This is a genomic window from Blautia sp. NSJ-175, from assembly GCF_022867815.1.
In the GTDB taxonomy this organism is placed as follows: Bacteria; Bacillota; Clostridia; order Lachnospirales; family Lachnospiraceae; genus Blautia; species Blautia celeris.
Window position 1 is genome coordinate 120,428 of sequence record NZ_JALIFQ010000008.1, and the last position, 12,519, is coordinate 132,946.

Here is a 12,519-nt window from a genome sequence, read left to right on the forward strand (position 1 = left end):
GTGACCGCAGGGGCACGGTCCGGGACGCAGAGAGAGGAGACAGCATGAGTGAACGTTTAAGACCTTTGATACAGCGTGCAGTACTGGACATCGTGGAGTATGATTACCAGACCAGAACAGAAATGGTGCAGCTTAACCGGCAGATGCCGTTTTGTGTAATGTCCTATCTGAAAAGAGGAGAGGCCCTTCTGCGCATCCAGGACAGAGAGTACTGCTGCAGGGACGGAGATGCCATTTTCGTGCCTCCGAATGTGATCCATGACCATGTAAAGATGTCCAGGGAGGAGTCGGAATTTTTGTGGTGGCATTTTAACTTCAGGACAGCTTACAACATAGATGTGCTGAGTCTGCTCAAACTGCCCTGCAAAGTCCATATGGAAAACAGCAGCGAGTTTGAACAGAAATTCTTTGACTATATGGAAGCTATACAGAATGAAGAGACGATTGCCGATATGATATATAAAAATGCAAAAGCGCTTGAAGTCCTGGCATGCATCTTTGACAGCTTTCTGAAATCAGAAAAAACCCAGCTTGCACCGGATATTCCGGCGGTGTTTATGGATATTTTTGACGATATCTCCCAGAGACCCACAGCAGGCATGAATCTGAAGACACTGGCAGAGAAATACCACATGAATCCCACCTATATCTCCAACAAATTCAAGGAGTATTTCGGAATATCCCCTATTTTTCTGCAGAGAAATATGTTGTTTGAGAAGGCGAAGGACTATCTGCTGTCCTCTGCCATGAATATAAATGAGATTTCCGAGGAGCTGGGATTTTCCGAACATGCGGTGTTCACCAGGTTTTTCACGGAAAAGGCCGGAATCTCCCCAAAGGAGTTCAGAAATACAGGGTTTTAAACCTCAGCTACTGGGTATATTTTGTCTCCTCTTTCAGGTATTCCCGAAACTGGCTGGGCGTAAATCCCATGGCCCTGCGGAACTGGCTGCAGAAGGCAGCCGCATCCCGAAACCCGCAGGAGTAGGCAATCTCCGTGATGGTATACCGGGGTGAGCGCAGCATACTGGCAGCGGTGCGAAGCCGCAGACGCATCAGGTACTGTTTGGGTGAGATGTGTTCCTCCTCCATAAAAATGCGGTACAGATAAGAGCGGTCCACACCGATATAGGATGCAATATCAGAGATTCGTATATTGTAGCTGTAGTTGTTGTTCATATATTCCATGGCTTTTGCCAGATACTGGCGGGGATATTCTTCCCGTCCGGCCGGCTCCGGGCTCTGCATGGTGCCCAGGAGCTGGAAAAAATGTCCTAACAGAGTCAGGCTGTTCTGCCCCCGGGAGAGAAAGGAATCCAGAAGTTCCAGAACATGGGCAATGACAGCCTCTCTCTTTTTTTCGTCATGGGGACAGAAGTACACACAGGAGTTCCGGAAACATGTTCTCTCCAGCAGGTCTTTCGCACTCATGCCGTCAAATCCCACCCAGGCGTACCGCCACGGCTCCTTTTCGTCAGCCTGGTAATAGGTGGACTCCATAGGGGAGATGAGGAAAGCATCCCCTGCTTTCAGATGATAGGTCTCCCCGTTTCGCTTATAGATCCCCTTTCCGTCCAGCACCACGTGGATGAGATAGTGGGGACGGACAGCCGGGCCAAAGGCATGTCCGGGGGCGCATGGCTCGGTGCCGCAGAAATAGATGGACAGGGTACCGGATGGTTCTGGGTTCATTTTGCTCACTCCTTTATCCGAATAATTACCTATATGCGTTACTATTCACAGCCCTGCAAAAAGCGCAGTTCTGTGAACAGTAACACGCTTCGCGATGCACACAAAATGCAATAAATTGCATTTTGGCGCTGGCTGCCTCGGGATTTTGCTTCGCAAAACACCTCCCGGAACATTGGTCGTGAATCGTAACCTACATGCAACATTTTTACAATTATAAGAAACAAATAAGATAGAATATTTTCTGCTCTGATTATATAATAAGAACCATCAGAAAACAACAGAAACGGAGGAAATGATAAAATGGCAAAGATTACTTTTATGGGTGCAGGAAGCACCGTATTTGCAAGAAATGTACTTGGCGACTGTATGTGCAGCCCGGCACTGTGTGACAGTGAGATCGCATTATATGATATTGACAGAAAACGTCTGGAGGATTCCGAGATCATCCTCAATGCAATCAACAAAAATGTAAACGAGGGACGTGCACACATCAAAACTTATCTGGGCGTGGAGAACAGAAAAGAAGCGCTTCGGGATGCAACATTTGTTGTAGATGCTATCCAGGTGGGCGGATATGATCCCTGCACCATCACAGATTTTGAGATCCCGAAGAAATTCGGCCTTCGTCAGACCATTGCAGATACACTGGGAATCGGCGGTATTATGAGAGGGCTTCGTACCATTCCGGTACTGGAAGGTTTTGCAAGAGATATGGAAGAGGTCTGCCCGGATGCACTTTTCTTAAACTACACAAACCCCATGGGCATTCTGTCCGGATATATGCAGCGTTACACAGGCGTGAAGACCGTAGGTCTGTGCCACAGCGTTCAGGTATGTTCAGAGAAGCTGCTTGAAAAGCTGGATATGAAGGACAAGCTGGAAGGCCGTGTGGAGACCATTGCGGGTATCAACCATATGGCATGGCTGCTGGACATCAAGGATAAGGACGGCAATGATCTGTATCCGGAGATCCGCAGAAGAGCAGCAGAGATGAATGCAGCACAGAAACATGACGACATGGTTCGTTTTGAATATATCAAACACCTTGGATATTACTGCACAGAGTCCAGCGAGCACAATGCAGAGTACAATCCGTTCTTCATCAAATCCAAATATCCGGAACTGATCGAGAAATTCAATATTCCGCTGGATGAGTATCCGAGAAGATGTATTGAGCAGATTAAGGGATGGGAAGAGGAGAGAAACAGCATCCTCAAAGACGGTAAGATCACCCATGACAGAAGCAAGGAATATGCTTCCTATATTATGGAGGCAGTTGTGACCAACCAGCCGTACAAGATCGGCGGCAATGTGATCAACAACGGTTCCATTGAGAACCTTCCGGCAGACGCCTGTGTGGAAGTTCCCTGCCTGGTTGACGGAACAGGTGTGAACCCCTGCAGAGTCGGAAGACTGCCGGTACAGCTTGCAGCCATGAACATGAGCAATATCAATGTACAGTTACTGACCATCGAAGCAGCAGCGACCAAGAAGAAAGAATACATCTACCAGGCTGCCATGATGGACCCGCATACAGGCGCGGAACTGAGCATTGACGATATTGTGAAAATGTGTGATGAGCTTATTGATGCACACGGCGACTACATGAAAATGTACAAATAAAAAATCAAAATATACGGATATTCAAGGGTACTGCAGATTTGCGGTACCCTTTTGTTACTGTTCATATGCCACTGTCCCCCGAGGTGTTTTCAGGCCGGATTCTTCCCCGGTAAATATTAAATTTCAATAAATTAGGGAAATTGCATATTAATGCAGAAAATTCATGATATAATACTTTATCAAACAATGACTATGCCAAAAGTACACAGAATGCATGATGCCCGGAAGAATAAACGGCAGACGGCAAAAGCCGGCGGGCAGGTCTGAGAGACTTGTGTAAGGCGGATAAAGGAGAAAAACAGTATGGGATTCAATCCGATAAAAATGATGCAGGCCAGATCGGCCATGGCACAGTTTGAAAAACGCCATCCAAAAGTCCGGGGATTTCTGGAATCCGTATCCGCGGATGCACTTCAGGAGGGGACCGTGGTGGAAGTCAGCGTGACAACGCCCCAGGGAAAGAATTATATCACGAATATTAAAGTCACAAGGGAAGATATCGAGCTGTTTCAGGATGCCAGGCGCATAAGCCGGGGCTAGCAGCAGGAGAGAGAGCTATGAGAAATCAAAAAGGGCAGTCCCGCCGGGAAGATACAGCTTCCGGCGGAACTGCCCGTAATTATTTTATTGGATTTCCAGTGTGTCAACTGCCTCTTTGATCTGTTCCAGTGCCTTTAAGATCACGTGGCGCGGGCTTCCCAGGTTCATCCGGAAGCAGCGCTCGCCCCCGTCACCGAACATGGAGCCTTTGTTCAGCCATACTTTGGCTTTGTGGATAAGAAATTCATCCAAGGCGTCACTGTCCATTCCGAGGGCGGAGAAATCCAGCCAAATCAGATAGGTGCCGTCCGGCTCCATGAGTTTGATCTGGGGCAGATTCTCTTTCAGGAAGCTGCGGACAAGTGCAACGTTTCCTTCCAGGTATTCCAGCAGCTCATCCAGCCAGTTCTCGCCGTAAGTATAGGCTGCCTTGCAGGCGTCCAGGGCGATGACATTGCCGGCCTCTATGCTGGCGCGTGAGATCTCTTTTTCAAAGGCTTTGCGGATCTCTTCATTCGGAATGAAGATGTTGGACAGGCCCAGGCCCGCAATATTGAAGGTTTTGCTGGGAGCAGTGCAGATAAGGCTGTGCTGGTTCATCTCCTCACTTACAGATGCCCACTCTGTGAAGGTGTGGCCCGGCAGGATGAAATCGTGGTGGATCTCATCGGCGACCACATAGACCTGATGGCGCAGACAGATATCCGCGATCTTCTCAAGCTCTTCCTTATCCCAGATACGGCCGCCCGGGTTGTGGGGCGTGCAGAGGACCAGCATTTTGACGTCCTCCTCAGCTATCTGGCGCTCCATTTCCTGAAAATCAATATGGAAACGGCCGTCCTCTCCGGTTTTCAGGCAGTGCTTCACTACCTTTCTGTTATTGGCCACAAGTACATTCTTAAAGGGATGATAGACCGGCTGCATGATCATGACGCCGTCCCCCTCCTTCGTCAAAGCGCGCACAGCCGTGGCAATGGCGCAGACAACACCGGGGATGCGGACCATCCACTCCTCTTTCACATCCCAGCCGTGGCGTTTCAGCATCCAGGCGTGGATGGCTTCAAAATAATCATCGTGCACACCGGCATAGCCGAAGATACCGAATTTTCCGGCCTCCGCGATCACGTCACAGACTTCTTTGGGTGAGCGGAAATCCATGTCGGCTACCCACAGGGGGATAACGTCCTCCGGCACATGATATTCCTTTTTGAACGCGTGTTTTATGGAATTGGACCCGGTCCGGTCAATATATTCGTCGAAATTGTATTCTGGCATATCTTGTTCTCCTTTGCGTAACGGTATTTGCTTGCAACAGTATAACATTTTTTTTGAAAAATTCCTACCGGAAAAACATGATTCTGCAAGTTATACAAAGATAACTTCAATATTTCTGCAAAGTGCCGGAAGTATGTTTATTGCGGCATGAATAAGAAGATAGTATAATAGATATAATTATTATGTTGTAAATGGAGGGCAGGAGAATGAAAAATGTAGCAAAGGATTTTGAAAAGTCCAGGGACTTTTTGATATGTATTGACTCTGATGGCTGTGCCATGGACACTATGGATGTAAAACATATGCGCTGCTTTGCGCCGTGCCTTGTGCATGAATGGGATCTGGGGGATTACAGGGAGGATATTGTACGGCTTTGGAGGAAGATCAACCTGCTGAGCAGAAGCCGGGGAATCAACCGGTTTAAGGGGCTGGCTAAGATTCTGGTGGAGATTAACGAGAATTACGCCAGGGTGGACGGTCTGGATGAGCTGATCTACTGGGTCCAGACAACAGATGAGCTGTCAGATGAAAGCCTCAGGGAGGCATATGAGAGAACAGACAGTATCTGCATGAAGAAAGCATTGGAGTGGTCAAGACTGGTCAATGATTCCATTGTGATGCTCTCCAACAGCAGAAAGTCACCCTTTGACGGTGTGGAGGATGCCCTGAAGCTCATGAAAGGCAAAGCTGATGTGGTGATCGTCACAGCCTCCAACGGCAAAGAGATCCGCAGGGAATGGGAGGACAGCGGTCTTATGGAATACGCAGATCTGCTTCTGTCCCAGGAGTCCGGCACAAAGGAGGCATGCCTTCAGTCCCTGACAGAGCGGGGCTATGAGAAAAACCATGTGCTCATGATCGGGGATGCCCCTGCAGACAAAATGGCGGCAGAGAGCACAGGTGTCCTGTTTTACCCTGTTCTGGCATACCAGGAGACGGAGTCCTGGGAGGAATTTGCGGAGAAAGGGCTGCAGCATTTCCTGGAGGGCACCTTTGCCGGAACCTACCAGGAGGCAAAAATAAAAGAATTTTACGCCAATCTGGACATATAACCGTCCGGAAGATAAATAATGGAGAAAGTACCTGTCAGATTCGGATGAAATTTTCCGTCTGGCGGGTCTTTTTTTGCGTGGAAAGCTCTTGGAAAAAGAATATGTGCCGGGAGAGCGGCACTTTGTGGGTAGAAAAATCTTGACAATAGGGCAGAGGGAGTGCTATTATAAAACCACAATGTTCATGAAAAGGAGAAAATATAATTACATGAATATACAAGAATACGACGTAATGAACGCAATTATAGATAAAGGCTACCACAACCAGAGAACCCTGTCAGAGAGCACAGGATATTCCCTGGGAAAAGTCAATCAGTCGCTGGCCGCTCTGGTGAAGGACGGGTATCTGAATAAGGAGTATACTCTGACAGACAGGGCAGTGGAGGAAATACAGCAGAAGAAGCCAAAGAACGCCATTATCCTGGCGGCTGGATACGGGGTGCGCATGGTCCCCATCAACCGTGAGATTCCCAAGGGACTCATAGAGGTAGGCGGAGAACCGCTTATAGAGCGCCTGATCCGGCAGCTTCATGAGGCGGGCATACATAAGATTGATATCGTTGTGGGATTTATGAAGGAGCAGTATGAATACCTGATTGACCAGTACGGCGTCAATCTGATCGTCAACCGGGAATACGGGGATAAGAACAATCTCCACTCCCTGAAGCTGGCAGCAGACAGGATTTCCAATACATATATCATTCCCTGTGATGTGTGGTGCAGCTTTAATCCTTTTTCCGACAGAGAACTGTATTCCTGGTATATGGTCACCGATCTGGTGGATGACGAGAGCGATGTGCGGGTGAACCGGAAGCTGGAGCTGGTGGCAGTGGATGCGGAGAAGAGCGGAAACGGCATGATAGGGATTGCCTATATTCTGGAACGGGACGCGGAGCGGCTCAGAACCAGGATCCGGGAGTTGACCGGGAGAAAATCCTTCAACAATGCGTTCTGGGAGGCGGCCCTTATGGACAGGGAGAAGATGACGGTCTCCGCCAGAGTGGTTCCGGCCAGGGAAGTGTATGAGATTAATACATATGAGCAGCTCAGAGAGCTGGACGAGAAGTCAAAGCAGCTCAACTCCGGAATTCTGCAGGAGATCGCAGGGGCACTGGACTGTGAATTGAAAGAGATTGAACAGATAGAGGTTTTGAAGAAGGGCATGACAAACCGTTCCTTCCGGTTTTCCTGCAGGGGCAGGAGCTATATTATGAGAATCCCGGGGGAGGGAACCGAACAGCTCATCAACCGCAGGCAGGAATATGAGGTGTATCAGGTCATAAAGGATTTAAAGCTCAGCGATACCATCCGTTACTTTGACCCGGACAGCGGCTGCAAGCTGACGGAGTACCTGGAAGGCGCCAGGTGCTGCGACTCGGAAAACCCTGAGGATGTGAAGAAGTGCATGAAGGTGCTGAGGAAATTCCACAGCAGCGGCCTTAAGGCGGGACATACCTTTGATATCTTTGAGAGGATCGAGTTCTACGAGAGTCTGTGGAAAGGAGAGCCATCCTGTTACCGCGACTACGACAGGACCAAGGAAAAGGTATATGAATTAAAGAAATTTATTGACGAACAGCCCAAGAACTGGATTCTGTGCCATATAGACTCAGTTCCGGATAATTTCCTGATGCAGGGTGAGGGGGAGAATGAGAAAATATCCCTGATCGACTGGGAGTATGCCGGCATGCAGGATGAGGATGTGGATATTGCCATGTTCGCCATTTATGCCCTGTACGAGAAGGATAAGGTGGACGAGCTGATAGATGCCTACTATACGGAAGGGTGCAGGGAAGAGGTAAGGCTTAAGATATACGCCTACATTGCGGTCTGCGGTTTTCTGTGGAGCAACTGGTGTGAGTTCAAGAGGCATGAAGGCGTGGAGTTCGGGGAATACTCTCTGAGACAGTACGGATATGCAAAAGAATATTACAGGTATGTAAAGCAGGGATTGGAAGGAGAACAGTGATATGTCTTATCAGGCAGAAAATGCAGTGATTCTGGCAGCGGGTCTGTCCAGCAGATTTGCCCCGATCTCATATGAGATGCCCAAAGCTCTGATTCCCGTCAGAGGTGAAGTGTTGATCGAACGTCAGATCTGCCAGCTCCGCGAGGCGGGTATTGATGAAGTCATCGTGGTGACGGGCTACAAGGCAGAAATGTTTGAGTATCTGAAGGAAAAGCTGGGTGTCACTCTGGTCCACAACCCGGAGTATGACAGGAAGAACAACCACAGCTCCATCTACGCGGTGAGGGAATATCTGCACAATACCTATATATGCTGCGCAGATAATTACTTTAATGAGAACCCTTTTGAGAAGAAAGCGGACGGCAGCTTTTACTCCGCTCTTTATGCGGAGGGCGAGACGAATGAGTGGTGTATGCAGGAAAATGAGGAGGGAATCATCACCTCAGTGGTGATCGGAGGCAGGGATTCCTGGTACATGAACGGTCCTGCCTTCTGGACAGAGGAGTACACCCGGCAGTTTCTGGAGATTCTGGATGAGGCGTACGGGAAGCCGGAGACTGCGGAAAAATTGTGGGAGAATATCTATCTGGAGAACATAGAGAAGCTTCCCATGAAACTGAAAAAATGTGATGAGAGGAATATCTACGAGTTCGATTCCCTGGAGGAGCTGCGGGAATTTGACAGTGTCTACAGGGATCATTCCGGTTCCCGCATCATGGAATACATAGCAGAGACGCTGGGATGCAGGGAAAGTGAAATACACAGTATCAATCCGGCAAAGCGCGCGGACGGTTCCGTATCGGGCATACAGTTTCTGGCACCGGGCGGTGCCTACCAGTATGATTACGAAGCAGGAAATATCGCCAGATATGCAATGCAGGGAAGCGGCAGGTCATAGGCCTGAAAGCAGCAGGGCAGTCCGGTGTGTGGTTTTGAAAGAATGGAGAGTATAAGATGATTACAGGTTTGGCAGCAGGTATCTTCTGGGCGGCAGATACCATTATTTTGGGAATCGCCCTTGCTATGACACCTTTTGTGAGCACGGAACAGGCAATTTTTCTGGCACCTTTTGTGAGTACCTTTCTGCATGATTTCTGCTCTGCAGTATGGATGCTTTTCTATATGGGAGTCAGAAAACAGATGAAAAACGTGGTGCGGGCACTGAAGACCAGGAGCGGCAAATTCATTATACTGGGTGCTCTGTTCGGCGGGCCGATTGGTATGACCGGGTATGTATTTGCCATCAAGTACCTGGGTGCGACCTACACAGCCATGATCTCCGCCATGTTTCCGGCATTGGGCGCGGTATTATCCTATATTTTCCTGAAAGAGCGGATGAAGCCTGTTCAGATCGCGGGATTTATTGTGAGTATCGGCGGTATGGTGGCCCTTGGATATACACCGGGCGGCAGTCAGATCAGCAATTTCGGACTGGGATTTGCGTGCGCGCTACTCTGTGTGGTGGGCTGGGCTGTTGAGGTGGTGATCTGTGCTTACGGCATGAAGGACCCGAATGTGAACAACGAACATGCCCTGATGATCCGTCAGATGACCAGCGCTGTTTTCTATGGGGCTGTGATCCTCACGGTCATTAAGGGATGGGGATTCACCGCGGATATTGCGTTTACAAAAACTACGGCGATCATTCTCATATCCGCATTTTTCGGCACAGCTTCTTACCTGTGTTACTATAAAGCCATCAACACACTGGGAGCCGCCAGAGGCATGGCTCTGGATATTACATACTCTGCCTGGTCCATCGTGCTGGCACTTGTGTTCCTGGGCCAGATGCCGGATGTGAAGAGCGTCATCTGCGGAATCGTGATCCTGCTGGGTTCACTTACGGCAGCGGCTGATTTAAAGGAAGTCTTTGGGATGAAGGCGAAAACAGCATAGATTAAAAATAACAAAAAATGTATAGTTTCCTCTATTTTACAAATACTACATTTAACTGCCAAAGTTACCATTCGTTCAGGCGAAGGTGAAGTTAAAGAAGATAAATGTCATAGTGTAAAATGGAGGAAATTTTTTTATGAAAGCTACAGGTATAGTCAGAAGAATCGACGATTTGGGGCGTGTGGTAATTCCGAAAGAAATCAGAAGAACACTGCGTATAAGAGAGAGTGACCCCCTGGAGATTTTTACGGACCGGGAAGGGGAGATCATCCTGAAAAAATATTCACCCATTGGAGAGCTTGGGAATTTTGCAAAGGAGTATGCAGAGAGCCTGGCCCAGGTAGCCGGATGTATGGTATGCATCTGTGACCATGACCAGGTGATCGCCGCTGCAGGAAGCGGTTCCAAGGAATATTTGGGAAAAAGGATACATTCTGAGCTGGAGGATGTGATCGCTGACAGGGGAAATGATGTTGTCACAGACAAGGGGTTCCTGAAAGTGGTGGAGGATGACCGGTATGATTACAGCTCGCAGGCATACAGCACCATCACATGCGCCGGGGACAGCATCGGCATTGTGATCCTGCTTGGAAGAGAGGGCGGCAGGGCATTTACGGAGACAGAGCTGAAGCTTGCCCAGGCGGCTTCCGGATTTCTGGGACGTCAGATGGAACAGTAGGGAAAAGAAAAAAACAGTGCACCTGCCCGGAATCGGTAAGAGGGATTCGGGGACAGGTGCATTTTTCATGTACAAATCTTTATTCGATGGCAGCTTCGCCCATCTCCTCCAGAAGTCTGGATTTGATCGCGTACAGCTTGTCAGATAAGTCCACGTAGACTTCCTGGGGATTGACGAGACGCATGGTCTCACTCCAGAGAGTTTCCTTTTCTTTGGCGCATATATCGCGGATCTCCATGACGGAGGGGGAGGTGTAGACACATTCACCCTTCAGGAATACAGGAACCAGAAGTTCGCGCAGTGTATAGGTGCCGCCGGCAATCTTGGTCTTCTTCCAGGTAGCCATGGGGTCAAAAATAATCATGTCTTTTTCCGTGTCAAAGGTCTCGTCCGCCAGGCAGATCAGGTCCGCCCGGATTTTACCGGTGGCCTTGTCATATATCCGGTAAACGGTCTTGTTTCCCGGGTTTGTCACCTTTTCTACATTTTCGGAAAGCTTGATCTTGGGAACAAAGTCCTCGTCATCCTTTTCCTTTATGGCAGCCAGCTTGTACACACCGCCGAAAGCCGGATGGCCGTTGGAGGTGATCAGATTGGTGCCCACGCCCCAGGAATTTATCTTGGCTCCCTGGGCCTTCAAGCTGTCGATCAGGTACTCGTCCAGATCGCTGGAGGCGGAGATAATGGCGTCCTCAAAACCGGCGTCAGCCAGCATCTTGTAGGCCTGTTTGGAGAGGTAGGCAAGGTCACCGCTGTCAATGCGGATACCGTAGCCTTTCAGCTCTATGCCCTCCTCCTGCATTTCCTTAAATACACGGATGGCATTGGGCACGCCGGAATCCAGCACGTCATAGGTATCCACCAGCAGAATGCAGGCGTTGGGGTACTGTTTTGCGTACGCCTTAAACGCGGTGTATTCGTCAGGGAAACTCATGATCCAGCTATGGGCATGGGTTCCTTTTACGGGCACGTCGAACATCTGACCGGTCAGCACATTGGAAGTTCCGATACAGCCGCCGATCATAGCGGCTCTGGCGCCGTAGATCCCCGCGTCCGGGCCCTGAGCGCGGCGCAGGCCGAATTCCATGATTCCGTCCCCTTTGGCAGCATATACCACCCGTGAGGCCTTTGTGGCGATCAGGCTCTGGTGGTTCAGAATGTTCAGCAGAGCTGTCTCAATAAGCTGGGCCTCCATAACAGGGGCAATGACCTTCACAAGAGGTTCCCTTGGGAAGATTACGGTCCCCTCCGGAATGGCGTAGATATCACCTGTAAAATGGAAGCCCCGCAGGTATTCCAGAAAATCTGCGTCGAAGATCTTCAGAGATTTCAGGTAGTCGATGTCATCCGGGGTGAAGTGGAGGTCGCGAATATATTCGATAATCTGTTCAAGTCCGGCAGCAATGGCGTATCCTCCGTCACACGGATTTTTTCGGTAAAAGGCATCGAAAACGACTACCTGGTCAGTAGGGTTCTTAAAATAACCCTGCATCATGGTCAGCTCATATAAATCGGTCAGTAATGTTAAATTCAAAGCTCTCATACTATAGTGCTCCTTTGCAATAGCTTTATCTGTCTGCCTTCCCTTGAAAATCAGTCTGTTCTCCGGGATTGCGTCAGCCTTGGTGATATTATAGCACTTTTTGTGCAAAATGCAAGGATACACTGGCATTTTGCCGGATTGTTTGGTGTATTTTCGTTACTGTTCACATACCACTGTCCCGCGAGGTGTTTTCAGGCCGAAGGCATGAAAATCCCGAGGCAGCCAGCGCGATGTGGAGCAAAATGCTCCA

Annotated in this window: 11 protein-coding genes; 8 read left to right on the forward strand and 3 right to left on the reverse strand. The window is 49.2% G+C overall.

What is annotated here, in order from left to right; genetic code table 11:
- Positions 1–44: 44 nt before the first annotated feature.
- Positions 45–863, forward strand: a complete 819-nt coding sequence (locus tag MUB35_RS14405) for an AraC family transcriptional regulator (RefSeq protein WP_130179757.1) — start codon at positions 45–47, stop codon at positions 861–863.
- A 7-nt stretch (positions 864–870) separates the two neighbouring features.
- On the opposite strand, the gene MUB35_RS14410 is transcribed toward MUB35_RS14405, so the two are convergent.
- Positions 871–1,692 carry an AraC family transcriptional regulator gene (locus MUB35_RS14410; RefSeq protein WP_033144187.1) on the reverse strand — a complete coding sequence of 274 codons (822 nt, stop codon included), beginning with the start codon at positions 1,690–1,692 and terminating at the stop codon, positions 871–873.
- 300 nt (positions 1,693–1,992) lie between these two features.
- Here MUB35_RS14410 and MUB35_RS14415 point away from each other — a divergent pair, with 300 nt between their 5' ends.
- Positions 1,993–3,315, forward strand: a complete 1,323-nt coding sequence (locus MUB35_RS14415) for an alpha-glucosidase/alpha-galactosidase (RefSeq protein ID WP_033144188.1) — start codon at positions 1,993–1,995, stop codon at positions 3,313–3,315.
- A gap of 303 nt (positions 3,316–3,618) precedes the next feature.
- Complete coding sequence (locus tag MUB35_RS14420) at positions 3,619–3,855, forward strand: hypothetical protein (protein WP_244806408.1); 237 nt, start codon at positions 3,619–3,621, stop codon at positions 3,853–3,855.
- Between the two features lie 84 nt (positions 3,856–3,939).
- Here the strand turns inward: MUB35_RS14420 and MUB35_RS14425 are convergent, their stop codons facing one another.
- Positions 3,940–5,130: a MalY/PatB family protein gene (locus MUB35_RS14425; RefSeq protein ID WP_033144047.1), complete on the reverse strand. Its 1,191-nt coding sequence runs from the start codon at positions 5,128–5,130 to the stop codon at positions 3,940–3,942.
- A gap of 206 nt (positions 5,131–5,336) precedes the next feature.
- Here MUB35_RS14425 and MUB35_RS14430 point away from each other — a divergent pair, with 206 nt between their 5' ends.
- From MUB35_RS14430 to spoVT, 5 genes are all read left to right on the forward strand, one after another.
- Complete coding sequence (locus MUB35_RS14430) at positions 5,337–6,182, forward strand: HAD family hydrolase (RefSeq protein WP_033144048.1); 846 nt, start codon at positions 5,337–5,339, stop codon at positions 6,180–6,182.
- Positions 6,183–6,390: 208 nt separating this feature from the next.
- On the forward strand, positions 6,391–8,151 hold the full coding sequence (locus MUB35_RS14435) for a phosphotransferase (protein WP_244806409.1): 1,761 nt from the start codon (positions 6,391–6,393) through the stop codon (positions 8,149–8,151).
- Between the two features lies 1 nt (position 8,152).
- Entirely contained in the window at positions 8,153–9,049 is an 897-nt protein-coding gene (locus tag MUB35_RS14440; RefSeq protein WP_033144049.1) for an NTP transferase domain-containing protein, read from the forward strand.
- A gap of 56 nt (positions 9,050–9,105) precedes the next feature.
- Positions 9,106–10,047: a DMT family transporter gene (locus tag MUB35_RS14445; protein ID WP_033144050.1), complete on the forward strand. Its 942-nt coding sequence runs from the start codon at positions 9,106–9,108 to the stop codon at positions 10,045–10,047.
- A gap of 136 nt (positions 10,048–10,183) precedes the next feature.
- Positions 10,184–10,726, forward strand: a complete 543-nt coding sequence (gene spoVT / locus MUB35_RS14450; RefSeq protein WP_033144051.1) for a stage V sporulation protein T — start codon at positions 10,184–10,186, stop codon at positions 10,724–10,726.
- A 79-nt stretch (positions 10,727–10,805) separates the two neighbouring features.
- Here spoVT and MUB35_RS14455 read toward each other — a convergent pair whose 3' ends face one another.
- Positions 10,806–12,269 carry a nicotinate phosphoribosyltransferase gene (locus MUB35_RS14455; protein WP_033144060.1) on the reverse strand — a complete coding sequence of 488 codons (1,464 nt, stop codon included), beginning with the start codon at positions 12,267–12,269 and terminating at the stop codon, positions 10,806–10,808.
- Between the last annotated feature and the right edge of the window lie 250 nt (positions 12,270–12,519).

Bases quoted from the DNA above. Each gene is read 5' to 3' on its own strand.
- MUB35_RS14405 (WP_130179757.1), top strand. From the start codon at position 45: ATGAGTGAACGTTTAAGACCTTTGATACAGCGTGCAGTACTGGACATC.
- MUB35_RS14410 (WP_033144187.1), bottom strand. From the start codon at position 1,692: ATGAACCCAGAACCATCCGGTACCCTGTCCATCTATTTCTGCGGCACC.
- MUB35_RS14415 (WP_033144188.1), top strand. From the start codon at position 1,993: ATGGCAAAGATTACTTTTATGGGTGCAGGAAGCACCGTATTTGCAAGA.
- MUB35_RS14420 (WP_244806408.1), top strand. From the start codon at position 3,619: ATGGGATTCAATCCGATAAAAATGATGCAGGCCAGATCGGCCATGGCA.
- MUB35_RS14425 (WP_033144047.1), bottom strand. From the start codon at position 5,130: ATGCCAGAATACAATTTCGACGAATATATTGACCGGACCGGGTCCAAT.
- MUB35_RS14430 (WP_033144048.1), top strand. From the start codon at position 5,337: ATGAAAAATGTAGCAAAGGATTTTGAAAAGTCCAGGGACTTTTTGATA.
- MUB35_RS14435 (WP_244806409.1), top strand. From the start codon at position 6,391: ATGAATATACAAGAATACGACGTAATGAACGCAATTATAGATAAAGGC.
- MUB35_RS14440 (WP_033144049.1), top strand. From the start codon at position 8,153: ATGTCTTATCAGGCAGAAAATGCAGTGATTCTGGCAGCGGGTCTGTCC.
- MUB35_RS14445 (WP_033144050.1), top strand. From the start codon at position 9,106: ATGATTACAGGTTTGGCAGCAGGTATCTTCTGGGCGGCAGATACCATT.
- spoVT (WP_033144051.1), top strand. From the start codon at position 10,184: ATGAAAGCTACAGGTATAGTCAGAAGAATCGACGATTTGGGGCGTGTG.
- MUB35_RS14455 (WP_033144060.1), bottom strand. From the start codon at position 12,269: ATGAGAGCTTTGAATTTAACATTACTGACCGATTTATATGAGCTGACC.